This is a genomic window from Rhizobium sp. BK049, from assembly GCF_014193135.1.
Taxonomy (GTDB): Bacteria; Pseudomonadota; Alphaproteobacteria; order Rhizobiales; family Rhizobiaceae; genus Rhizobium.
On record NZ_JACHYV010000016.1, the window covers coordinates 46,466 to 68,668 of the forward strand.

The window sequence follows — 22,203 nt, forward strand, 5'->3', positions numbered from 1 at the left end:
CGCTGAAACAGTCAGGCCGACAGAAGCTTTCCGATGTCTCGGCGTGGCGGAGCCCCGAACAGCCGGGCATATTCCCGGCTGAACTGTGAGGGGCTGGCATAGCCCACCTCAAAGGCGACCGTTTCCGCCGACATTTCGCGCGACAGCATCAGCCGGCGCGCCTCCATCAGGCGGATCTGCTTTTGAAACTGCACCGGTGTCATCGCAGTCAATGCCTTGAACTGACGATGGAAGGCTGTCGGGCTCAGGCCGGCGAGCGCGGCAAGATCATCGACGCGCACCTGCTTGTCGAAATTGCCCCGCAATGCGTGGATCGCTTCGACCAGACGCCTGTTTCGCTCCGCGCCGACGACCATGCGGGCGAAGACAGCGCCATGTGGCCCGGCCAGCAGGCGGTAGCAGAGTTCGCGTTTGACGCCGGGATACAGCAGCGGGATTGCCTGCGGCTCGCCGAGCAGGCTGACGGCGCGCGCGGCGCAGCCGAGGATCGCCTCGCTGAGCTCCATAACGAAGGCGGCGGCATGCTCGTCGGAGGCCGGAGTGGGCGGTGCCTCCATGCTTTCATAGACTTCGCGTAGGATCGCCTGGTCGAGTTCGATGACGACGCTGAGATAGGGCGCATCCGGCGCGCCATGCACCACCTGGCTTGCACCCGGCATCTCGACGCTGACGACCATGGCCTGGCTGGTGCGATAATGGAGCCTCCGTTCGCCGAACGTCGTCCATTTCGCCCCCTGCACCACGATGCAGAGCGCCGGCCGGTGAATCAGGTGGTTCGGATGCCGCTCGGAAAAGGATCGGAGCAAGGCCAGCCCGTCGATCGGTGTGAAATAGGGGCTCCTGTTTCCATGAGCCGCAAACGCGGCGACGACAGCATCATACAAGATCGAAAGAGCGCCCAATCGCATTCCCCGCAATTCTGGAATTCCAAACTAACGCCGGAGGCAGGATCAGGCAAGAAAGAAGCTGATTCCGGCATGTTCGCCCGTGCTTCGCCCTCTTATGTTCAGCGTCGTCAGTCAAAGGAGAACGGCGATGACACAGAATTCTGAACGCAAAATCGCAATCGTCACCGGCGGCAGCCGCGGGTTGGGCCGCAACACCGTGCTCACCCTCGCCAGACGCGGTGTGGACTCGATCCTCACCTACAATTCCAGCAGGGCGGAAGCCGAAAAGGTCGTGGCCCTGGTTGCTGAAGCCGGCGCCAAAGCCACTGCCCTCAAGCTCGACACGGGTGATGCCAACGGTTTCGACCTTTTCGTCGACGCCGTAAAACAGGCGCTTGCCGATCTAGGCGCCGAGCGCTTCGACTGCCTCGTCAACAATGCCGGAACCTCGCACCACAACAGCATCGAGGCGACGACGGAAGATGAACTGGACATGCTTTACAATGTGCACTTCAAGGGCGTTTTCTTCTTGACGCAGAAACTCTTGCCGCTGATCAATGACGGCGGCCGGATCGTCAACCTGTCGAGCGGCCTGACTCGCATCATCGTTCCTGGCAGCGCTCCTTACGGTGCAATGAAGGGAGCGGTCGAGGTGCTGACCCGGTACATGGCAAAAGAGCTGGGACCGCGTCGCATCGCCGTCAATGTCGTCGCGCCCGGCGCCATCCAAACCGACTTTAGCGGCGGTATGGTGCGCGACAATCCGGATCTGAACCAGCGTGTCGCCGAAATGACGGCGCTGGGCCGCGCTGGCCTGCCCGACGATATCGGCCCGATGATTGCCTCGCTGCTCTCCGAGGACAATCGCTGGGTCAATGCCCAACGCATCGAGGTCTCCGGCGGCATGTCAATCTGAGACGCCGGTCCGGGCTGAGTTCAAATAATCCTACCGTTTCGCAAACGATGGAGATTCGATCATGATGATGAACAGACGCACATTTTCGAAAACTTTGCTCGTCGGTGCCGCCACGTCACTTGTTGCGACACATGCCGGCCTTGCCGCCACACCCACGCCTGCAAAGGCGCGCAATGTCGTTCTCGTGCATGGACTTTTCGCCGACGGATCATGCTGGACCGAGGTTATCGGCCGGCTGCAGGCGAAGGGCCTGAACTGCACGGCGGTCCAGAACCCTCTTACTACGCTTCCCGATGCCGTGGCGGCCGCCAGGCGCGTCCTCGACCGGCAGGACGGTCCGACCGTCTTTGTCGGGCACTCCTTTTCGGGGATGATCCTCACCGAAGCAGGCGTACATCCGAACGTCTCTTCACTGGTTTATGTCGCTGCCCGAGCACCGGATGCAGGTGAGGACTATGCAGCTTTGGCAAAAACCTACCCGACACCACCCGCAACCGCGGGCATTGTCTTCGACGGCGACGAAGGACGGCTGACGGAAGAAGCGTTCCTGCGCGATTTCGGGGGCGATCTTCCCGAGGCGAGGGCAAGGGTGCTCTATGCCGTTCAACAACCATTCCAAAGGGCGTTGCTCACCGGCAAAACCTCAAACGCTGCTTGGCGCTCCAAGCCAAGTTACTACGCCGTTTCGACGCAAGATGGGACGATAAATCCAGACCTGCAGCGTTTCATGGCCAGACGCATGGGCGCTAAAGCCATCGAACTCGAATGCAGCCACCTGTCGCTCATTTCACATCCGGATGAGATCACCAAGCTCATTCTGGAAGCTGCCGGGCAATCATGACATTGGATCCCCTGACGCCGCGCGAGCCGATATTCCGAGCCTAATTGCTGCCGGCAAGGCCAACGGGGAGCTCGCCGAGGCACTCGGAAAGACGCCGGCCCGGATGACGATCCGATGGCGGCGGTCGATCCGCAGACGCGGGTGATCGGCGTCGACGGCCTGAGGGTCGCCGACAGCTCGATCTTCCCGCACGTCACCTACGGCAATCTCAACGGCCCTCGATCATGACCGGCGAGAAGGCGGCGGATCATATTCTCGGCAAGCAGCAGCTGGCGCGCTCGAACCAGGAGCCGTGGGTCAGCCCGCGGGCGGCGGTCAGCGATCGATGATGAGTGGCGAAAGCTGCCAGGCCGCCATCACAGAAGCAATTTTCGGAAGAAAGAGGTGGCCCAATCCCTGCAAACCGGTTTAGGAAGAGGCCTGTCCAACATCCGCGCTCCGGCATGCCCGTGTTCCATCGCAAGTCCAGACTTTTCCGTAGATCGCGTGTCCTGTGGGGCTCCTTCTCCCTCTGGCGTCCACGGTTGATCTTCTGGTTCGGCGCCTTTGCGATCGGCATCATCAGCGTCGGCTTCGCCAGGCTTGCCGATCTGGCGCAGCGCGGCTTTGCCGGCGTGACCGCTTCCGGGCAATGGGGTTTTCTGCTGCCGCTTCTCATCACGCCGCTCGGCTTCATGCTATCGGCCTGTCTCGCGGCAACATTCTTCCCGAACGCGCAGGGCAGTGGCATTCCGCAGGCGATTGCCGCGCGGCATCTGCGCGATGCGGAGGACCGCACGCGGCTGCTGTCGCTGCGGCTCGTCTTCGGCAAGATTCTGCTGACCGTGCTGGGGCTCGCAAGCGGTGCATCGATCGGCCGCGAGGGGCCGACCGTGCAGGTGGGCGCTTCGATCATGCTGGCCGTCGCGCGCTTCGGCGGCATGGCGCAGGCGCGCGGGCTGATCCTCGCCGGTTCGGCGGCCGGCATCGCCGCGGCCTTCAACACACCGCTCGCCGGCATCGTCTTCGCCATTGAGGAAATGAGCCGGACCTATGAGTCCCGAGCGAACGGTCTGGTGTTGACGGCCGTCATCCTTTCGGGTCTTGCCGCGCTCGGACTTGCCGGCAGCTACAATTATTTCGGGTCCACCGCGGTCGCCCCGGCCTCGGTGGGCGACTGGGAACTGGTGCTCATCTGCGGCATCGGCGGCGGCGCACTGGGTGCGGCTTTCAGCGGGCTTGCGCTCCATCTCGGACAGCAGGTTCGCCGGTGGGCACATCCGCAGCCGCTGCCGCGGATGGTGATGCTGGCAGCGGCCTGCGGGCTTGTCGTCGCGGCGATCGGCATCCTCTCGGGCGGCATGACCTTCGGAACGGGCTACGACCAGGCGAAAGGCGCCGTCGAGGGCAATCCCCTGCCCCTGCTGTTCTTCCTCGAAAAGCTTCTTGCGGGCTTTCTGTCGATGATGTCGGGGATTCCGGGCGGCATCTTCGCGCCCTCGCTCTCCGTCGGCGCCGGCTTCGGCAGCACGATCGGCCAGATCATGGGCAGCAGCATAGCGCTTGCGGCTATTCTCGGCATGGCCGGATATTTCTCCGGCGTGGTGCAAGCACCGATGACCGCCTTCGTCATCATTCTGGAAATGACCGGCGACCATCAGGCCGTCATTCCGATCATGGCGGTATCGATGATCGGCTACATCACCTCGCGCATCCTGTGCCGCGAGCCGCTCTATCACGGCCTGTCGCGCGTCTTCATCGCCGCAGCGATCCGAGCCCGGCGCGCCAGGGAAACGGCTGAGAACTGATCAGGCGAGCAGGCGGGTGACTTCGGCGCCTTGCCGCGGGGCGACGGCATCGGCGATCGTAGTCGAAAACAGCACCTTACGGGTGGCGTCAGCCACTTTGGCGAAGACGTGTCTGATTTCGCAATTCTGTTCGCCGTCGCAATCGTCGCACCTGCGATAGGCGGTGATCGACAGGCACGGCAGCGGGGCGATCGGACCGTCGATGATGCGCAGGATTTCGCCGAAGGTGATGGTGTGGGCGGGCTTGAGCAGGAGATAGCCACCCTGCTTGCCCCGGCGGCTGACGACGATGCCGTGATGTTTGAGGTCGAGCAGGATCTGTTCGAGGAACTTCTTCGGGATCTTCTGCTGCGCGGCGATATCGGAAATCATCACGGGTTCGTCGGCACCGGCATCCGCCAGAACCGTCAGCGCCCGCAGCGCATATTTCGCCTTTTGCGTAATCATCTCAGACCGTCAACACACACAGGCGGCGCGCATCCCGCGCCGCTTCACACGTATATTCGCCTCTATGGCACAACCAGCATGAACGGAATTTGAACGCGCCGGCAGAACGCCTTGAGGGACAAGCATTTTTGGCCTTGTTTTTCACGCTTGGCCAAGCCCTCGCAAACTACGCCAAATCAGTGCCTTCCGCACCTTTTTCAGCATCACTTCAGATTTCGGATTGACAGGCTGCGTGTAAGTCTACTAATTCGATAGACATTGAAGCTGCCGACGCGGATTTCGCCCGCGGGCGGCTGCTTTTCTGCATTGCGGCAGCTTCGGAGAGATATTTGCTCTTCCGGCCGCAGCTTTCGAAATCCCTTTTTCTGTCCGATCCAGGCTTGAACTGCGATACTCCCGGCAACTAAGGACAGGATTTCCATGACTGTTATCAATCCGAATACAGAAGCCGAGGCGCTGAACGACAAGCTGGCAGGCCTCGACCTTGCCGGACGTCTGTCGCTGGTGGCAGGCCTTGGCGGCCGCGTGGTGTTCACCACCTCGCTCGGCATCGAGGACCAGGTGATCACCGCCGAGATCGGCACGCATCGCCTGCCAATCGACATCGCGACACTGGAAACCGGCCGCCTGTTTGCCGAGACGCTGGCGCTGATCGACGAGACGGAAGCCCAGTACGACATCCATATCCAGCGCTTCGCGCCAGAGAAGGCCGATATCGACGCCTATGCCGCGCAATACGGCCTCAACGGTTTCTACGAGAGCGTCGAAGCCAGGCATGCCTGTTGCGGCGTGCGCAAGCTGAAACCGCTTGCGCGTGCGCTCGAAGGGGCGACGATCTGGATCACCGGTCTGCGCCGCGGGCAATCGGCCAACCGCGCCGAGACGCCCTTTGCCGAATATGACGCCGAACGGCACCTCCTGAAGGTCAATCCGCTAGCCGATTGGGACATCGAGGCGATCAAGGCCTTCGTTGCCGAAAACGGCGTGCCGGTCAATCCGCTGCATGCGCGCGGCTATCCCTCGATCGGCTGCGAGCCCTGCACAAGGGCGATCAAGCCCGGCGAGCCGGAACGCGCCGGCCGCTGGTGGTGGGAGCAGGACGAGAAGCGCGAATGCGGCCTGCATGTCGCCGAAGAGGCCGCGGCGATCGCCGCACAATAACTATCTTCCCGGCTTTTCGGATCAGGGCGCGGCGATCGCCGCAGGCCCCGAAGAGCCACAATCGAGAAAGCCCTGCGGGCAGCCGCAAGGACCGACAGTCTGGAGTAAGACATGCCCGATAGCCGTCCGGATACGGAACTCAGCAATCCCCAGAGCGCCAAGGCGCCGCTCGACCCGCATCTGAAAGCGCTCGAAAACGAATCCATCCACATCTTCCGCGAAGTCGCAGCCGAATTCGAGCGTCCCGTCATGCTCTATTCGATCGGCAAGGATTCCTCAGTGCTGCTGCACCTGGCGCGCAAGGCTTTCTATCCCGGCCGCGTGCCCTTCCCGCTCTTACATGTGAACACCGGCTGGAAGTTCCGCGAGATGATCGCCTTCCGCGACGAGACCGCGAAGAAGTACGATCTCGATGTCATCGAGCATATCAATCCGCGAGGCGCGGCCGAAAACATCACGCCCTTCACCCATGGCTCGGCTGCCTTCACCGACATCATGAAGACCGAAAGCCTGCGCCAGGCGCTCGATGCCGGCCAGTTCGACGCCGCTTTCGGCGGCGCCCGGCGCGACGAGGAGGCAAGCCGCGCCAAGGAGCGCATCTATTCCTTCCGCACTCCGGACCATCGCTGGGATCCGCGCAACCAGCGACCGGAACTCTGGAACATCTACAACGGCATGATCCGCAAGGGCGAGAGCGTGCGCGCCTTCCCGCTGTCGAACTGGACCGAGGTCGATATCTGGCGCTACATCCAGGCCGAGGACATCCCGCTCGTGCCGCTCTACTACGCCCGCAAGCGCAAGTTCGTCGAGCGCGACGGCATGATCATCCTTGCCGAGGATCCGCGCCTCGAGCTGCTGCCCGGCGAAGTGCGCCAGGAGGGCATGATCCGCTTCCGCACGCTCGGCGACTTCCCGCTGACCGGCGCCATCCGTTCCGAGGCGAGCACGCTCGAAGAGGTGATCGCCGAACTCGAAATCGCAACGGTGTCCGAACGTCAGGGCCGCGCCATCGACCGCGACCAGTCCGGCTCCATGGAAAAGAAGAAGCGTGAAGGATATTTCTGAGATGACCGCAGCCAACACCGCCGTCTCGGCCGCAACCGTCGCCAGCCTGCCCGCCGCCGAGCCGCAGAAGGCCCAGCGCGACTCGCGCCCGCTGCGCCTGATTACCTGCGGCAGTGTCGATGACGGCAAGTCGACCCTGATCGGCCGCCTGCTGTGGGACACCAAGGCCGTCAAGGAAGACCAGGCCGCCACGCTGCAGCGCGATTCCACCGGTAAGCAGAACGACCTCGGCCTGCCCGACTTCGCGCTCTTGCTCGACGGCCTGCAGGCCGAACGCGAGCAGGGCATCACCATCGATGTCGCCTATCGCTATTTCTCGACCGACAAGCGCTCCTTCATCGTCGCCGACACGCCCGGTCACGAGCAATATACCCGCAACATGGCGACCGGCGCCTCGACGGCCGATCTCGCCATCCTGCTCGTCGACGCCCGTCTCGGCATCCTCGAACAGACGCGCCGCCACGCTACGATCGCCTCGCTGCTCGGAATCAGGCAGTTCGTGCTTGCCGTCAACAAGATCGACCTGACGGGCTATGACCGCGCCGGCTTCGAGAAGATCAGCCACGAATTCCGCGAATTCGCTCTGTCGCTCGGCGTCAAGCAGATCACCGCCATTCCGATGTCGGCGCTGAAGGGCGAAAATGTCGTCTATTCCGGCCAGGGCGCCATGCCCTGGTACACTGGCCCGACGCTGGTGGAGACGTTGGAGCTTGCCACCGTGCGCTCGTCGCAGACGGTCGGCTTCCGCCTGTCGGTGCAGCGTGTGTCGCGTCCGGGCGAAAGCTTCCGCGGCTATCAGGGCACGGTTGCCGGCGGCTCGGTCAAGCCGGGCGACAGCGTCATGATCCTGCCGTCGGGCATGGTCGCCAACGTCTCCAAGATCGTCACCTTCGATCTCGTGCGCAACGCGGCCGTTGCCGGCGACGCGATAACGCTGGTGCTCGACCGCCAGGTCGACGTGGCACGCGGCGACATGATCGTCTCTATCGACGCCCAGCCGCAGGTCGGCCTGGCCTTCGACGCGCAGATCGTCGCGCTGCAGCCCGAAGGCATCGAGCCCGGCAAACGCTACTGGCTGAAGAGCGGCAGCCGCCGCCAGCGCGTCCAGGTGCAGCCGCTCAGCCAGCTCGAATTGAAGACCGGCACCTGGAACCCCGCCCAGCGGCTCTACATGAACGCCATCGGCAAGGTCCGGCTTGCCTTTGACGAAGCGGCGATCTTCGATCCTTACGAGCAGAACCGCCAGTCCGGCTCCTTCATCCTGATCGATCCGGAGACCAACAACACGGTCGCCGGCGGCATGGTGACCGGCAAACGCACCGAACTCGGCGGCCTGCACAATGGCGAAGCCCGCGTCATCCTCTCGCTGCCGGCCGACTTGGCCGAGCAGATCATGGCCAGCGAACTCTTCGCCAGCCGCAGCCACGAGGCCGAGGTCCGGCGGATGACGGCAGCCGAGGCGGCCGAGTTGTGGTCGAGCGCCGCAAGCGATATTTGATCATGGTTCAAGAGGCCAGCCAGACTGGCCTCTTTTCCAACACGCGGACTCCCCAAGCAGACCTCCGCTGAGAGGTTGCAGCCCTGAGAACAGTCACTTGACCGCCCTGCGAACGGTTTCGATGAGAAGACCGAAATCAGTGGGCTTTTCCAGGATGACCGCGCCCGCGAGGACTGGGTCAGATGCAAGTTCATGGGCAGGACTTGCTGTCGCCAGAACGATCGGGACATTCAACTGGCGAAGCTTCGCAGCTACCGCGGTCACTCTTGCCTCGCCGAGATGAACGTCAAGGACAGCAACGTCAGGTCGATCCTGCTCCAGCAGATCGAGAGCGCGCTCGTTCGATGACACCGGGCCAAGCACCTGCAATCCGGCAGCGGTCAGTTTACGTCGGAGTTCATCGGCGATGAAGAACTCGTCCTCGACGACGAGGACCTTGGTCGCGCCTGCCCTCGTGTCGACAATATCGCTCACATGACCTCACATCGGGAATTTGATCGTCGCAGTGAAACCACTGGGAGGATAGTTAAGTTCCACGCTTCCACCCATATGGGCGGCGAGGCCCTCGATTAGTTCGGTCCCGTAGCCCTGGCGTACAGACTCATGAATAGGCGGCCCTGCTTCCTCGCGCCACTGACATACGAGCCACGTCCGGTCCCGCGGCCCGGCTTCCATTTCCCACGTCACCCGTATCTTTCCGCCGGGCACCGAGGCAGCACCATGCTTCAACGCGTTCGTGCCGAGCTCGTGCAGGATCATGCTGACCGGGAGAACCTTTGAACTTCCAAATTCTACGGACGGTCCAGAGCATTCGAGCCGTTCCCAAACCGTCGCACCGACCGCGCCTCGCAGCAATGCTTCGAACTCAGTCAGCCCGCCAATGGCAGCAACTTCCTGAGCTCGAAAGGTGATATCGAGCCTTCCAAGCAGCGCTTCCTTGAAGCTTGCCACAGCCGGATCGTCGGTCCTGGTGTTGTTCACGACCGACTGAACGACGGCCGACAGGTTCCTCAGCCGATGCCGCATCTCGGCCACGATGAAGTCCATCTCGGCATCGTGGCGCCGGCGCTCCGTCACGTCGTCGAAGATGACCAGGATGTTGGGACTGTTGTTATCCGGATGAACGAGGCGGCGGGCATCGACAAGGAATGTACGCTGGCCGATCGTCGGGAATTCATGCTTCACTTCGAAGCCAATGACGGCGGCCGCCCGTGGGATCACCGAGGCTATGAGCTGCCGAAGCTCCGGAATATCCCATTGCCCATTTCCAAGCCGGAAGAAGTTCTGCGAGAGGATGTCGTCCCGCTCGACTTCGAAAGTCTTGATGAATGCATTGTTTGCGGTCGTCACACAGAGATTCTGATCCAGCACGACAACGGGCTGGGTCATCGTGTCGACGATGCCCTGGGCCTGTACGTGCCCGGTCTTCATCAGGCGATACAAATCTTCCAGCAACATCGATGGCATTCCCTCCTCACCGTACGCTTAACGAGTCGACAATATGAAGGCCCCCACAGCCCCTGCGTCTAAAGTAATCTTTTCTGCATGGCTGGAAATGTCCGCCAGGTGGCGGCCCGGTCAAGCCCCGTGACAGCGTCATGGGCTGCCACCGGCTGCCCTGCCACCGAGACTATGTTTGCCATCCGTTGGCCGCTTTCTCCCGGTCGGATTCTGGCCGCGTGCTTGGAACTAATGACGGGCGAGACTGTTTCAGCTGTGACTTTGGCATGACGTTGACACGCCCTTCTGGCTGGGTAAGCCTCGATTTTGAGGAGACTTGCATCATGAAGAATTCGTCCACAATTCGTTCAGTCGCGGCTGCGGTTATCGCGGCGGCGGGAGTAAGCTTCGCCGGCTCCGCGCATGCCGACAGCGGTACGATCAGCTTCTCGGTCTACAAGGCTGCCTTCTTTGTGGGTGGCACTGGAGGCGAAGGCACGCTGACCTTCCATGGTCGCCGCTATCCCATCACTGTCGGCGGCATCTCGGGTGGCCTCGCCTTCGGGGCTTCTAAGACCAATTTTCATGGTACCGTTCGCCATATCCGCCGCGCTCAAGATGTGACGGGGGTCTACGGTGCGGCGGGTGGTGGCGGCGCTGTCGGCAAAGGTGCCCAGATGATCGTCATGACCAATGAGAAGGGCGCCCAACTCGAACTCTCGGGCAAGCAGGTAGGCCTGCAAGTCAACGCCGATCTCAGCGGTATTGCCATCACGGTAAAGTAAGGGCCGTCCCGAAGTGGTCGCGATGCGCAGAGTTGCTAGAGGCTTGCGGCCGGTCAGTGTGCGATAATTCACAGATTGGCCGCTAAAAAATCAGTGTTTGCAGAAAACGGACTTTTTCAATTCACGATTCGGAGTTTACCGCTTGCCCGCGGGCTCATGTGAGGCCATTCTTAGATCGGATCCTGGCGGTGAGACGAGAGGTCAGGCCTGCAACGCTCAATCTCGACCTCGCAGTACTTCACGTGGCGCCTTTGCTCGACTGATCCCGAGCGAGGAGGTTATCCATGTCCACAAAGCATGTCGACCATCCGCTACAACCGGGCGACCGGGTCCCGAACGTTGTGTTTGATGCAATCTCGCACGAGGGGAAGATCGCACTTGATGATTTTCGTGGCCGCAGCCCGTTGTTGATCGGTTTGTTTCGGGGCCTGCATTGCCCGTTCTGCCGGCGCCATGTCGCCGCCATGGCATATCTAAATCCGGTGCTGCGTGAGAAAGGCGTCCAATCCCTGGCTGTTGTAAACACCCCGGTCGAACGCGCGCGACTCTATTTCCGTTACCATCCGATACCCGATCTTCTTGCTGCTTCCGACCCGGTACGGGCTTCGCACCAAGCCTTCGGCTTACGCGAGGTCGGGATCGATACGCTCATGGCGATACGGATCGATCTTCCGGGCGAGCTGCCCGAGCCTATGGGCGTGAGGGCAATGGACGAATTTCTCAACGAGAAGGAAGGATATCAAATGACGGAAGCCGATCAGCAGATGATGACCGCCGACCATGGGCAGCTTGTCGGTCAGTTCCTCATCGACCGGGAGGGCATCGTACGGTGGCGCTTCACTGAAGCTCTGGAGCCCGGGCTACAAACATTCAAGGCACCGAATTCCCAGGAATTGATGTCGGTAGCTTCCCAAGTCGCACCTTGAGAGAAAAACTCGCTCGACGCCCACCGCCCGGGTGGTGAGTTCCGGAACTGCTGCGACCTTTTGCGGTAGAACACTCCGCATCACGCGGATATATAGATCATGCTGCGTTAGCTTTTTAGCGGTACCCGATGCCCAATTCTCCCGATTCCTCAGGTGAAAGCGTTAGCAGCTCGATCTCGGGTCGCAATCAGGCAGCAGATCCGGCGGCGCAAGCGGCTGCCTCGGATCCACCAGACATTACCAAAGTCGACGACCCGCAACCCCCCCACGGATCCTTCGGCCAAACCAGACAGGCCGCGAGCAATCTATTGCATGCGCTGCGTCACGATTTGCGGGCAAGTGCCGCCTTGGCGAAGAGCAGGACGGCCGCTTCGCTTTTGAGGCGGAAGCTCAGGAGGTCGATGCGGCGGGCAGCCACATCGGATCCAACCCAGTGGATGACCACCGCTCTGGCCAGAACCCGCCGCAGGATTCGCGATCGGCGCACCAATCCGGCTGAAAGCAGCCAGCTCCGGTCCCTTCTGGCGGGCTGGCGGAAATACGCTCTCGGGTCGATCCTTCTTGTCTGCCTCCTCGTCGGAAGCGTGCTGGTGTGGGCATTGAAAGACGTGCCCTGGAGCGAGATCCGGGATGGAACGTTGAAGCCGGTCGTGGTGCTGGAAACCGCCGACGGCGCGCCATTGGTGAGACAGGGGCCTTATCAAGGTCCCTATGCGCGATACGACCAGTTTCCACCCCATCTGATCGATGCCGTGCTGTCGATCGAGGACCGCCGGTTCATGGATCATTTCGGCGTCGACCCCAGGGGCATCGGCAGGGCGCTTCTGCGGAACTTGGAGGCCGGCTCGGTGGTGGAGGGTGGCAGCACCATCACCCAGCAACTCATCAAGCTGCAATACCTCGACAGCGATCGGACGATAAAACGAAAGATACAGGAAGTCGTCATCGCATTCTGGCTGGAGTGGAAGCTCGGCAAGCGGGAAATCCTGACGCGCTATCTCAACAGCGTCTATCTTGGCGCCGGTGCGACCGGCATGCCTGCCGCCGCGCGCATCTATTTCAACAAGGATATCGGCGCCCTCAATCTGCCGGAGTCGGCGATGCTGGCGGGGCTGCTGCGAGCGCCCAGTCAATGGAACCCCATCGATAATTTCGAAGGCGCCCGGCAGCGCACCCTGGTCGTTCTCGACGCGATGACGGCCAATGGCAAGATCACCGCGCCACAGGCGACGGAGGCCAAGACGAGCTTTGCCAAGCTGCATCCAACGACGCCGACCCCGCGCTCCGGGAGCTGGTTTGCAGACTGGATTTCGCCGCAGGCGAGCGAAATCGCCGGCTCCTCGCCAGGGTCGACGACGGTGCGCACGACGCTGGTGCCGCAGTTACAGCAGATCGCCGAGAGGATCGTGAAACGGTCTTTGGACGGCGAAGGAAAATCCGTAGGAGCATCGCAGGCTGCGCTGGTTGCGATGACACCGGACGGCGCTGTCGTTGCGATGGTTGGCGGGCGCGATTACAAGGCGAGCCAGTTCAACCGCGCCGTCACTGCGATGCGCCAGCCGGGCTCCACCTTCAAGCTGTTCGTCTACTACGCAGCATTGAAGGCTGGGCTCACCTTGTCCGACCAGATTCTGGACGCACCAATTGAAATCGACGGCTGGTCGCCGGAAAATTCCGGCGGCAACTATAGTGGGTGGGTGACGCTCGCCGAGGCGTTCGCGCGATCGCTCAATGCCGCGTCGGTGGCGCTTGCCCAAGAGGTCGGTCTGGACAATGTGATTGCCGCGGCGCGCGAACTCGGCATCGATGCGCCACTGGCCGACACGCCGTCGTTGGCGCTCGGTACCTCCGAAGTCAATCTGCTCAATCTCACCAGCGCCTATGCCTCCGTCCAGCTCGGCAAGGCCCCCGTCAAGCCCTGGGGTATCATCGATTTTCAAGCCGCAGGGCAGCCCAATGCCTTTCGCGTTGGCGTACAATCAAAGCCGAATGTCGATCTTTCGCCTTACCAGTCCGACCTCCTCGGGCTCCTGCAGTTGGTGGTCGAGCGCGGCACGGGACGTGGTGCAGATCCCGGCACCTTTGCGGCCGGCAAGACCGGCACCAGCCAGAACAATCGTGATGCTTGGTTCGTCGGCTTCACGGACGCCCTCGTCGTTGGCGTCTGGGTTGGTAATGATGATGACGCGCCGATGAAGGGGGTGACGGGCGGCGCCCTGCCCGCCCATATTTGGCGGGACTTCATCCGCGAGGCGACGATCGAGCCGACGCTCAACGGAGTGCGGTCGAGCGAAGCGGTGGTCGACGGTCAAGCCGCCCCGCAGTCCTGCAACATCACCGCCTGCTCGCGCAGCTACCGCTCCTTTCGCCCATCCGATTGTACCTATCAGCCCTATTCGGGCGGCCGAAGGCTTTGCGAAAAGTGATCTGGTTCGGCAGAGATCCAACCGCGGGGACTACCGGCTAAAAGCGTTTTTCAGCGCATCGACGACGACGCGGACGGAGGGAACGTCCTTGATATCGGCATGGACCACCAGCCAGACCTCTCTCGTCAACGGCTGTTCGGTCTCGATGCGCTGCAGACCGCTCGACTCCGCGACGGCGAAATCTGGGAGCATGACGACACCTGCACCAAGGCTTGCAGTTGCAGCCTGAAACTCCAAAACGGACGATCTCACAGCGATCGGCCGGCCGGCGGCCAGTTCGACCAGCCGCAATTGCTGCGGTGAGGCATTCATGGTTTCGTCGTAACCGATGAAGGTCCAGTCCGACGGCGGAACCGTTTCGAGATAGGCCTTCGATGCGTAGAGATGAAAGCTTGTCTCGCCGAGCTTGGCGATCGCGTAATCTCCGTCCTCAGGACGCGACATTCGCACGGCCACATCCGCCTCCCGCCTGTTGAGGGAGGCGAGGCGCTTTTCTCCGACAAGCGTGATCTCAACGCCGGGATGGTCTCGCCTGACGGCTGCGATGGGTTTTGCAAGCAGCATGCTCGAGAGCGCGGGAGGGGCACTGATCCTGACATGGCCGTGCAATTCCGTGGCGCTGCTGCGACCGAGTTGCTCGATGGCCGCTGTCTGGACGGCGACGAGAGCGGCGTATCTCGCAACCTGCTCTCCGTCCGACGTCAAGATGATGCGGCGTCCGCGGCGATCTACGAGTTTGCGTCCGAGGCTGGATTCGAGCGACGAAACGCGGCGACTGACGGTGGCATGTTCGACGCCGAGTTGCTTTGCTGCACTCAGCAAGGTTCCCGATTGCGCGAGGGCCAGGAAATGCCGAAGGTCGTCCCAATCGAGTTTTGTGAAATCTCTCCCAACCATTGTGCAGTAATAGGGAATTTTCACCCGTACCGCCATCGCTTATTTTATCCGAAATAAGGAGAGCACGAGCGATGACTGACCAGATCGTATGGCTGAATGTCCCTGGCGACATCAACCAGTTCCATGTCGAGCAGCGCCAGTGTGACAGCCCCGGCGATGGCGAGATCAGAGTCCGTCATGAGGCGATCGGCACGAACTTTCTAGACATTTATCACCGGAAAGGTATCTACCCGATGCCGTCCCACCCCGCGGTGATCGGCGCCGAAGCGGCTGGAATCGTCGAGGCTGTCGGTTCGGGCGTCTCGATGTTCGAAAGAGGTGATCGCGTCGCCTATGCCGGGCCTCCGGTCGGCGCCTATCGTTCCGCGCGCAACATCGCCGCTGAAAGGGCGATCAAGCTGCCGGATACCCTTTCGGCAAAAACGGCGGCGAGTTCGCTCCTCAAAGGCATGACCGCCTACATGCTGTTGAAGAAGACCTATGATGTGCGTGCAGGAAACCACGTTCTGATCCATGCGGCTGCCGGCGGGCTCGGCAGCATCCTGGTTCGCTGGGCCAAGTCGCTCGGAGCCACGGTGATCGGAACGGTCGGTTCCTCCGAAAAGGCAGCCCTCGCCAGATCTTGTGGAGCCGATCACCTGATCGTCGGGCGCGGCGCCGATTTCGTCGCGGAAGTGAAGCGGCTGACGAACGGGCTCGGCGTCGACGTCGCCTATGACGGGATCGGCGGGGATACGCTTCTCAAAAGCATACACTCTGTCCGCCCATTCGGCATGGCTGTCACCATCGGTCAAGCCGCCGGCGCCATTCCACCGGTGCCTGTCGAGGAACTTCGCCCGGGCAAGGCGCTCTGCCATCCGAGCATCATGGCCTGGTGCGCTGACGTCGGACAATATCGCGAGGCTGCTCTCGCTGCGATCGGGGCGATGGAATCGGGGATCGTTTCGCAGATCGGCGCCGAATACCGTTTGGCCGATGTTGCGAAGGCGCACGAAGAGATGGAATCCGGGCGCGCGGCGGGCAGTATCCTGCTGATACCCTGATTGCTTCGAGAAAGAACACTGGCAGAGATCATGGATCGCCAGCGCTTCCGATCGCGCGGCGGCCTTCGACGGTCTGATCGGGTCGGGCGATCCACAGCGACCAGATGGAGACATTTATCCAAAAAATGGCATTATCTTATCCATTCCGGTCATCTACAGCGGGAAAACCTATTTCGATAGAATGCCGCCATCGAGGTGGGCGATCGGCAATGGACTGCCCGCGCCCTGCCTCGCAAAGACGCCGGCCTGTCTGGTCGGCGTCGAATGACGGGAAAGGATGAAAGACATGTCTACAACCAACAAGCCACTGATCGCAGTCACGGGTGCAACGAGCAAACAGGGGCGGAGCGTCGTTGCGACGCTTCTTGAAAGCCAGCGTTTCCGCGTCCGTGCTCTCACTCGAAGAAAGGATTCGCCCGAAGCCCTGCGTCTCGAAAAACTCGGCGCGGAAATCGCCGTCGTGCCCCTCGAACTCGGCCTTCAGAAGGAATTCGCTGCGGCATTCAAGGGCGCGGATGGCGCGTTTCTGATGACGCCGCCGATCGCTCCGCCGCAGACGACCGAAGCACCTCTCGGCCGGCAACTGGCGGACGCTGCCGTGGAGGCCGGCGTAGGGCACATTGTCTTCAGCACGCTGGAGAATGTCGACAAGATTACCGGTGGGACGAAATATGCGCCGCATTTTACCGACAAGGCGCGCGTTGCAGATTACATACGCGCCCTGCCGATTTCTCATTCCTTCGTCATGCTGGCATTCTTCTACACAAACCTTATCGAGTATTATGCGCCGCGGATGGAAGGCGACACCCTGCTCTTGCCGATTTACCTTCCGGAAGATTTCCGGGCGCCTTTCGTCGATCCGCTGACGGCGACGGGGCCTGTCGTCCTGGAGATTTTCTCAAATCCTGAGCGCTACAACGGCAAAACGCTGCCGATCGTCGGCGACATCATTTCTCCGAGGGAGATGGTCGAAACCTTCCGACGCGTCACCGGCCTCAAGGCCGAGTATCGAAATGCTTTCACCAGGGATGGCCTTCTGCGCTATTTCCCGGAATTTGCCGCCAACGAATTTCTGGTTCGAGAGCTTCTCGGAATGGTCGAATATGCGGTCGAATATGGCTATTTCGGCAAGGAACACGATCTCGAATGGAGCCGCCGGCTCAATCCAGAGACGCTCAACTGGGAGCAGTTTCTGCGGACGACGGGATGGCGCGGCGACAAGCGGTCTTTCGGAAGTTGAACAGCGGCTTACGACGGCCGGATTCCAGGCAGCTTGGCAATCTCTGCGGCAAGAAAGTCGACCAGCAGCCGAACGCGGGCAATGGCTGCACGCTCCGGAACAATCAGCAAGCTTAGCGGGACCGGCGAAGGCCGATAGTCGCCAAGCACCACTTCAAGCCGGCCGTCGTCCAGCAGATCTTGAACCAGCCAGAGATGTGTAGGACCGATGCCGCGTCCGGCGGCAAGAGCTTCGCGCGCCGCAAGCCCGTGATCGACACGCAGGCGACCGCCGACCGGGATCATGAATCTGGCGCCATCGGGGGCGGAAAGAACGAGCTGGTTGCTGCCTGCCACATTGGACATCACGATGGTTTCGTAGCGTGACAGATCGGCCGGACGCTCCGGCCGCCCCTGGGCGGACAAATAGGCCGGAGCGCCAACCAGCAGCCGCTGGCTCTCTCCGACCGCATGAAGTTTCATCGAGCTGTCGGCGAGAGGTCCAAGGCGAAGCGCCACGTCAACGCCTTCGCGAACCAGGTCGATGCGTTCGTCCGTCAGGTTGAGGTCGATGCGGATGTCCGGATGCCTGTCTTGGAAGTCGAAGATCATACGCGTGACATGCATCACGCCGAGCGCTGCCGTACAGGAAAGCCGAACAGCCCCCGCCGGAGCCTGACGGGCATCTCTGGCTTCCTCAGCGGCCTGTTCGACCAGACGCAAGATCTGAAGGCAGGTGGTATAATAGCGACTGCCCTCCTCCGTCAGGGTGACGCGGCGGGTGGTGCGGCTGAGCAGCGGCACACCGACAGCCTCCTCGAGTTCATTGAGGTGCCGCGTCACGGTGGATTGGCCGAGGCCCAGCTCCTTTGCGACCATTGACAGGTTGCCGCGCTCAGCGACCCGCACGAAGGTGCGCATCCTGTCGAAAGACAATCCGGTCTTATCCATTCTTAAGCACAGTGGTGGCCATCCGCTCCATATATGGAATAATCCTGACTGTGCCCAGACCTCAAGGCGCCCCACTTCCATTATGGCGGCACGTGCCAGATTATCGCGTCGAACCGCGCGGCACGATGGAAAAGCCGCAATTGACCCTGTCTTCCCGGGGCGGCTCATCATGAATGGCATGCAGCAGCATGTCGGCGACGCGGTAGCCGATGTCCTGGCGCGGGATGTGCACCGTCGTCAGCGACGGCTCGATGAAGGGCGAAAATTCCAGGTCGTTGAAGCCACAAATGCCGACATCCTCCGGCACGCGGATGCCGCGCGCCTTGCATTCGATCAGCACGCCGAAGGCCAGTTCGTCGCTCTGGGCAAAGACGGCATCGACATTGGGCACGCGCTCGAGCAGGCGGGAAAACAACTCTCTGCCGAGGCCGATACGGCTCGGCGCATCGCCGCCAATGATGAGATCCTCGTGGAAAAGGTCAGCTTCCCGCATCACCGCCTCGTAACCCTCAATGCGCCGGCGCGAGCGGACATCGGCGCCGCGACCGATGAAGGCGATCCGACTATAGCCCCTCGACAACAGGAACCGGGTGGGCTCGGCGCCCGCCATATAATGATCGAGGCCGACGACCAGGCTTTGCGGCTCCTGACTAAGATCGGTGACATGGGCGATGGGACAAGGGGCGCTCGCCAGCAGCGGCAGAAGATCGCCGTAGTCCTCGGCGCCGGCGATGATGACGCCGGCAGGCTTCTGGGTCAGGATGGATTTCAGCAGGCCGGCTTCACCCTCGCCATGGTGCAGCGTGCTCGAATATTGCACGGTGAACTCCGTGCCGCGGAAACAATCCTCGATACCGATCATCAGGGCGGCGAAGCCGTACTGGTGCAAGGCGGGGGTGATGACGCCGACAATGCCGTTGTGGCGGCCGGCCAGCGCCCGGGCGGCAAGATTGGGGATATAGCCCATCTCCTCTACCGTGCGCAGAATCTCCTCGCGCAGATCCTCCGAGACGATTTCCGGATTGCGCAATGCACGCGAAATGGTGATCGGGCTCACGCCCACCTTCCTCGCCACGTCGCTCAGCTTCACCTGCATCCCGCGCTCGGCTTTCCGCCCCCGCTCAACCGAATTCCCCTCATATACCGTGGGCCAGACGCGCCTGCGGCCGATTCCCCGGTCATGACTTCCTGACGAAGAAATATTTTAGAGTCTACTAACTTTTATAGCCGCAACGGGTTCCGGAGATCCGACTTTGCCGAAGCGAGCGGGACCGCCTTTATCAGGCGAGACGGCCGTCAGTTTGGCGGGGAACGCGGTGGCTGGCGCCGGCATCAGCGACAGATGTTAAACTTCAGTAATGTCTTACAAATCGGCAATATAAACATGATCAATATTTAATTTGTAAAGCCATCCGGCGTGATCATATTTAATCCCGAGCGCGAATTCTTCTCCCCTCCCCGATCGTCGCCTCCCGGCGATCCGCGCCGGCGAACGGAGGAATTGGCGCACCTCATCCGACGCCAGGTCCCAGACATGGAACTACGACGCCATCACAAGCCAATGTTCTCGCAAGGGATAACCACCATGTCACATATTCTCAGCAAACATCGCACAGCAGCACTTGTCGGGGCCGCCATCATCGCCGGCGCGGCATGCCTTCCCTTCGCCGTCAATTCGCCCAGCGCCTTTGCCGCACCATCGGACACGGGCGGTATCCTCGCCCCGAGCGGCTCCTTCGCCTCCGTCGTCGACGCCGACAAGCCTGCCGTCGTCACCATCACCACGACGATGAAGACGACGGATGTCAGCGCCGAGCAGGAATCGCCGATGGACGAGCAGTTCCGCCAGTTCTTCGAGGATCAGGGCATTCCCCTGCCACGCCCGGTCCCGCAACAGCGCGGCTCCCAGCATGCGATGGCGCTGGGCTCCGGCTTCATCGTCAGCCCGGACGGCCTGATCGTCACCAACAACCATGTCATCGACAATGCGCTCGACATCAAGGTGACGCTCGACGACGGCACCGAGCTGCCCGCCAAGCTGATCGGCGCCGATCCGAAATCCGATGTCGCAGTGCTGAAGGTCGAGGCAGGCAAGCCGCTGCAGACCGTCGCCTGGGGCGATTCCGACAGGCTGAAGCTCGGCGATCAGATCCTGGCGATCGGCAACCCCTTCGGCATCGGCACGACGGTAACGGCAGGCATCGTCTCGGCCCGCGGCCGCGACCTGCATAGCGGGCCCTATGACGATTTCATCCAGATCGATGCGCCGATCAACCACGGCAATTCAGGCGGTCCGCTCGTCGATCGCGAGGGTAAGGTCGTCGGCATCAACACCGCCATCTACTCGCCGAACGGCGGCAGCGTCGGCGTCGGTTTCGCCATTCCCTCCGACGAGGCCAAGGCGATCGTCGCCAAGCTCGAGAAGGATGGTTCGATCAATCACGGCTATCTCGGCGTGCAGATCCAACCAGTCACGAAAGATGTCGCCGACGCCGTGGGCCTCGACAAGACAGGCGGCGCGCTGGTGGCCGCCGTCTCCGCCGATACGCCGGCTGCCCATGCCGGCCTGAAGCCCGGCGACATCGTCACCTCGGTCGGCGGCGAGACCGTCAAGACGCCGAAGGACCTGTCGCGTCTCGTCGCCGATCTTTCGCCGGGCACGCAGAAATCGCTCGGCGTCTGGCGCGACGGCAAGACCATCGATCTCAACGTCACCGTCGGCGCCAATGCGGATGGCCGGAAGCAGGCTGCGGCGACAAGCCCGGAAGCGCAGGGCCACGCCTCCGGCCAGCCGAGCCTCGGCATCGGCCTTGCCGACTTGACGCCCGATGTGCGTCAGAAGCTCAACCTGCCGCGCTCCGTCAGCGGCGCGGTGGTCGCCAGCGTCAATCCGGATAAATCGGCCGCCGCCGCCGGCATCCAGTCGGGCGACGTCATCGTCTCGGTCAACGACCGGCCGGTGCACAATGCCCGCGACGTCAAGGCCGCAATCGCCGAAGCCGGCAAGGCCGGCCGCAAATCCGTGCTGCTGCTCGTCGAGCGCGACGGGAACAAAACCTTCATTGCTGTGCCACTTGCCGCCGCCTGAGGGCCGCGTCCGGCAGCAAGACCTTCATTGCCGCACCACTTGCCGCGGCCACAGCCCCTCATCCGCCTGCCGGCACCTTCTCCCCGCTCGCGGGGCGAAGGGACGATGCCGCAAGCTCACCGTTCCTCGCCACCTCTCGGAGGGCACGTCCCCTCGCCCCGCAAGCGGGGAGAGGGCTAGGGTGAGGGGCAAGCACGTGGCACAAGGCCTTGTGGCTGTCCGGCTCCGGCACATGGGCTGCGGCCTCTCTTATCATCTGCATCGCAGCGCATGGCAAATGCCGGTATTTCTGATGAAAAACCGAACGGACCTCCGGTTTTTCGTATCGGAAAGCGATGTGGAAACAAAGTGTTGCGCCATTCCCTGACATTCCGGCTAGCGGGCCTTCAACTGCCGCTGGACGAATTAACCCTACTGCCTTACCTTAATATCAGCATCAGCTTGAATACATCCCGCCCTGTGACATCGTGTTTTCATAATCGCTAATTTGTTCCGGCACTCCGTACCGGAACGGTGACCCGCCTTTTCCGTGAGGGACCGGCTTCGTGCATCGAGCAGCGCCGCAACATTGAACAGAGGGGTATGCCATGAATAACGTGGTGGAATTTCGCGCCAAATGCCCGAACGACGAAAGCCTCGCCGACTGCCGGGAGGCGCTTGAACCGCAGGTGATGAAGATCGTCGCCGAGGCCGTCGGCAGGGGCTATCCGCCCGCCGAAGCGGCCATGGTGGTCGCCGATATCGCCGACGACTATATCCTGATGCTATCGCGCGAGCTGCGGAATTGACGGCTCGGCGTGCGCAGATCCGCACGCCGATAAGCCAGT

Annotated in this window: 21 protein-coding genes and 1 pseudogene; 15 read left to right on the forward strand and 7 right to left on the reverse strand. The window is 61.8% G+C overall.

The window, feature by feature from the left end; all coding sequences use genetic code 11:
• Positions 1-11 precede the first annotated feature (11 nt).
• A complete protein-coding gene (locus tag FHT70_RS17615) occupies positions 12-806 on the reverse strand; it encodes an AraC family transcriptional regulator (RefSeq protein WP_245421401.1) in 795 nt (264 codons plus the stop codon).
• Between the two features lie 42 nt (positions 807-848).
• Between FHT70_RS17615 and FHT70_RS17620 the strand changes: the two genes are divergently transcribed.
• The 5 genes and pseudogenes from FHT70_RS17620 (at position 849) to FHT70_RS17640 (ending at position 4,431) form a co-directional block, all read left to right on the forward strand.
• Entirely contained in the window at positions 849-1,052 is a 204-nt protein-coding gene (locus FHT70_RS17620; RefSeq protein WP_176536403.1) for a hypothetical protein, read from the forward strand.
• Entirely contained in the window at positions 1,036-1,803 is a 768-nt protein-coding gene (locus tag FHT70_RS17625; RefSeq protein ID WP_183703457.1) for an SDR family oxidoreductase, read from the forward strand. The genes FHT70_RS17620 and FHT70_RS17625 overlap by 17 nt, the downstream gene beginning before the upstream one ends.
• 61 nt (positions 1,804-1,864) lie before the next feature.
• Positions 1,865-2,644, forward strand: a complete 780-nt coding sequence (locus FHT70_RS17630) for an alpha/beta hydrolase (protein WP_183703459.1) — start codon at positions 1,865-1,867, stop codon at positions 2,642-2,644.
• Between the two features lie 105 nt (positions 2,645-2,749).
• Positions 2,750-2,973 (forward strand): annotated as a pseudogene (locus FHT70_RS17635) (GMC oxidoreductase); the annotation flags it as partial.
• Between the two features lie 114 nt (positions 2,974-3,087).
• Positions 3,088-4,431, forward strand: coding sequence for a chloride channel protein (locus FHT70_RS17640; protein WP_183703461.1), 1,344 nt, complete (start codon positions 3,088-3,090; stop codon positions 4,429-4,431).
• Here FHT70_RS17640 and FHT70_RS17645 read toward each other — a convergent pair whose 3' ends face one another.
• A complete protein-coding gene (locus FHT70_RS17645) occupies positions 4,432-4,878 on the reverse strand; it encodes an Rrf2 family transcriptional regulator (RefSeq protein WP_097601523.1) in 447 nt (148 codons plus the stop codon). It abuts the gene before it with no gap.
• Positions 4,879-5,298: 420 nt separating this feature from the next.
• Between FHT70_RS17645 and FHT70_RS17650 the strand changes: the two genes are divergently transcribed.
• The 3 genes from FHT70_RS17650 to cysN all read left to right on the forward strand — a co-directional run bounded on the left by FHT70_RS17650 (position 5,299) and on the right by cysN (position 8,602).
• Positions 5,299-6,039, forward strand: coding sequence for a phosphoadenylyl-sulfate reductase (locus FHT70_RS17650; protein ID WP_097601522.1), 741 nt, complete (start codon positions 5,299-5,301; stop codon positions 6,037-6,039).
• Positions 6,040-6,150: 111 nt separating this feature from the next.
• Complete coding sequence (gene cysD / locus FHT70_RS17655; RefSeq protein WP_183703464.1) at positions 6,151-7,104, forward strand: sulfate adenylyltransferase subunit CysD; 954 nt, start codon at positions 6,151-6,153, stop codon at positions 7,102-7,104.
• A gap of 1 nt (position 7,105) precedes the next feature.
• Complete coding sequence (cysN, locus tag FHT70_RS17660) at positions 7,106-8,602, forward strand: sulfate adenylyltransferase subunit CysN (protein ID WP_097601520.1); 1,497 nt, start codon at positions 7,106-7,108, stop codon at positions 8,600-8,602.
• 93 nt (positions 8,603-8,695) lie between these two features.
• On the opposite strand, the gene FHT70_RS17665 is transcribed toward cysN, so the two are convergent.
• Both FHT70_RS17665 and FHT70_RS17670 read right to left on the reverse strand, forming a co-directional pair.
• A complete protein-coding gene (locus tag FHT70_RS17665; protein ID WP_097601519.1) occupies positions 8,696-9,076 on the reverse strand; it encodes a response regulator in 381 nt (126 codons plus the stop codon).
• Positions 9,077-9,082: 6 nt separating this feature from the next.
• Positions 9,083-10,060, reverse strand: a complete 978-nt coding sequence (locus FHT70_RS17670) for a PAS domain-containing protein (protein WP_097601542.1) — start codon at positions 10,058-10,060, stop codon at positions 9,083-9,085.
• Positions 10,061-10,386: 326 nt separating this feature from the next.
• Between FHT70_RS17670 and FHT70_RS17675 the strand changes: the two genes are divergently transcribed.
• From FHT70_RS17675 to FHT70_RS17685, 3 genes are all read left to right on the forward strand, one after another.
• Positions 10,387-10,827 (forward strand): hypothetical protein, encoded by a 441-nt coding sequence (locus tag FHT70_RS17675; RefSeq protein ID WP_183703467.1) that lies wholly within the window; start codon positions 10,387-10,389, stop codon positions 10,825-10,827.
• A 284-nt stretch (positions 10,828-11,111) separates the two neighbouring features.
• Positions 11,112-11,753: a redoxin family protein gene (locus FHT70_RS17680; RefSeq protein ID WP_183703470.1), complete on the forward strand. Its 642-nt coding sequence runs from the start codon at positions 11,112-11,114 to the stop codon at positions 11,751-11,753.
• A 437-nt stretch (positions 11,754-12,190) separates the two neighbouring features.
• Positions 12,191-14,179, forward strand: coding sequence for a PBP1A family penicillin-binding protein (locus FHT70_RS17685; protein ID WP_348649555.1), 1,989 nt, complete (start codon positions 12,191-12,193; stop codon positions 14,177-14,179).
• A gap of 30 nt (positions 14,180-14,209) precedes the next feature.
• On the opposite strand, the gene FHT70_RS17690 is transcribed toward FHT70_RS17685, so the two are convergent.
• Complete coding sequence (locus FHT70_RS17690) at positions 14,210-15,076, reverse strand: LysR family transcriptional regulator (protein ID WP_183703639.1); 867 nt, start codon at positions 15,074-15,076, stop codon at positions 14,210-14,212.
• A gap of 71 nt (positions 15,077-15,147) precedes the next feature.
• Here FHT70_RS17690 and FHT70_RS17695 point away from each other — a divergent pair, with 71 nt between their 5' ends.
• Both FHT70_RS17695 and FHT70_RS17700 read left to right on the forward strand, forming a co-directional pair.
• Positions 15,148-16,119, forward strand: a complete 972-nt coding sequence (locus FHT70_RS17695; RefSeq protein WP_183703475.1) for a quinone oxidoreductase — start codon at positions 15,148-15,150, stop codon at positions 16,117-16,119.
• A 286-nt stretch (positions 16,120-16,405) separates the two neighbouring features.
• Positions 16,406-17,359, forward strand: a complete 954-nt coding sequence (locus FHT70_RS17700; protein ID WP_183703478.1) for an NmrA/HSCARG family protein — start codon at positions 16,406-16,408, stop codon at positions 17,357-17,359.
• An 8-nt stretch (positions 17,360-17,367) separates the two neighbouring features.
• Here the strand turns inward: FHT70_RS17700 and FHT70_RS17705 are convergent, their stop codons facing one another.
• Together FHT70_RS17705 and FHT70_RS17710 are read right to left on the reverse strand one after the other, a co-directional pair.
• Positions 17,368-18,288 (reverse strand): LysR family transcriptional regulator, encoded by a 921-nt coding sequence (locus FHT70_RS17705; RefSeq protein ID WP_183703481.1) that lies wholly within the window; start codon positions 18,286-18,288, stop codon positions 17,368-17,370.
• Between the two features lie 100 nt (positions 18,289-18,388).
• The gene (locus FHT70_RS17710) at positions 18,389-19,384 is read right to left on the reverse strand and encodes a LacI family DNA-binding transcriptional regulator (RefSeq protein ID WP_183703484.1); all 996 of its coding nucleotides are present in this window, start codon (positions 19,382-19,384) and stop codon (positions 18,389-18,391) included.
• Positions 19,385-19,873: 489 nt separating this feature from the next.
• On the opposite strand from FHT70_RS17710, the gene FHT70_RS17715 reads away from it, so the two are divergent.
• Together FHT70_RS17715 and FHT70_RS17720 are read left to right on the forward strand one after the other, a co-directional pair.
• The gene (locus FHT70_RS17715; RefSeq protein ID WP_183703487.1) at positions 19,874-21,376 is read left to right on the forward strand and encodes a DegQ family serine endoprotease; all 1,503 of its coding nucleotides are present in this window, start codon (positions 19,874-19,876) and stop codon (positions 21,374-21,376) included.
• Between the two features lie 587 nt (positions 21,377-21,963).
• Positions 21,964-22,164 (forward strand): hypothetical protein, encoded by a 201-nt coding sequence (locus FHT70_RS17720; RefSeq protein WP_097601510.1) that lies wholly within the window; start codon positions 21,964-21,966, stop codon positions 22,162-22,164.
• The last annotated feature ends 39 nt before the right edge of the window (positions 22,165-22,203 follow it).

What these genes read in the sequence shown, in the direction of transcription:
- FHT70_RS17700 (WP_183703478.1), top strand. Translation starts at nt 16,406, where the DNA reads ATGTCTACAACCAACAAGCCACTGATCGCAGTCACGGGTGCAACGAGC.
- FHT70_RS17710 (WP_183703484.1), bottom strand. Translation starts at nt 19,384, where the DNA reads ATGCAGGTGAAGCTGAGCGACGTGGCGAGGAAGGTGGGCGTGAGCCCG.
- FHT70_RS17645 (WP_097601523.1), bottom strand. Translation starts at nt 4,878, where the DNA reads ATGATTACGCAAAAGGCGAAATATGCGCTGCGGGCGCTGACGGTTCTG.
- FHT70_RS17690 (WP_183703639.1), bottom strand. Translation starts at nt 15,076, where the DNA reads ATGGTTGGGAGAGATTTCACAAAACTCGATTGGGACGACCTTCGGCAT.
- FHT70_RS17630 (WP_183703459.1), top strand. Translation starts at nt 1,865, where the DNA reads ATGATGATGAACAGACGCACATTTTCGAAAACTTTGCTCGTCGGTGCC.
- FHT70_RS17680 (WP_183703470.1), top strand. Translation starts at nt 11,112, where the DNA reads ATGTCCACAAAGCATGTCGACCATCCGCTACAACCGGGCGACCGGGTC.
- FHT70_RS17720 (WP_097601510.1), top strand. Translation starts at nt 21,964, where the DNA reads ATGAATAACGTGGTGGAATTTCGCGCCAAATGCCCGAACGACGAAAGC.
- FHT70_RS17715 (WP_183703487.1), top strand. Translation starts at nt 19,874, where the DNA reads ATGTCACATATTCTCAGCAAACATCGCACAGCAGCACTTGTCGGGGCC.
- FHT70_RS17640 (WP_183703461.1), top strand. Translation starts at nt 3,088, where the DNA reads ATGCCCGTGTTCCATCGCAAGTCCAGACTTTTCCGTAGATCGCGTGTC.
- FHT70_RS17670 (WP_097601542.1), bottom strand. Translation starts at nt 10,060, where the DNA reads ATGTTGCTGGAAGATTTGTATCGCCTGATGAAGACCGGGCACGTACAG.
- FHT70_RS17675 (WP_183703467.1), top strand. Translation starts at nt 10,387, where the DNA reads ATGAAGAATTCGTCCACAATTCGTTCAGTCGCGGCTGCGGTTATCGCG.
- FHT70_RS17625 (WP_183703457.1), top strand. Translation starts at nt 1,036, where the DNA reads ATGACACAGAATTCTGAACGCAAAATCGCAATCGTCACCGGCGGCAGC.
- cysD (WP_183703464.1), top strand. Translation starts at nt 6,151, where the DNA reads ATGCCCGATAGCCGTCCGGATACGGAACTCAGCAATCCCCAGAGCGCC.
- cysN (WP_097601520.1), top strand. Translation starts at nt 7,106, where the DNA reads ATGACCGCAGCCAACACCGCCGTCTCGGCCGCAACCGTCGCCAGCCTG.
- FHT70_RS17705 (WP_183703481.1), bottom strand. Translation starts at nt 18,288, where the DNA reads ATGGATAAGACCGGATTGTCTTTCGACAGGATGCGCACCTTCGTGCGG.
- FHT70_RS17650 (WP_097601522.1), top strand. Translation starts at nt 5,299, where the DNA reads ATGACTGTTATCAATCCGAATACAGAAGCCGAGGCGCTGAACGACAAG.
- FHT70_RS17695 (WP_183703475.1), top strand. Translation starts at nt 15,148, where the DNA reads ATGACTGACCAGATCGTATGGCTGAATGTCCCTGGCGACATCAACCAG.
- FHT70_RS17685 (WP_348649555.1), top strand. Translation starts at nt 12,191, where the DNA reads ATGACCACCGCTCTGGCCAGAACCCGCCGCAGGATTCGCGATCGGCGC.
- FHT70_RS17620 (WP_176536403.1), top strand. Translation starts at nt 849, where the DNA reads ATGAGCCGCAAACGCGGCGACGACAGCATCATACAAGATCGAAAGAGC.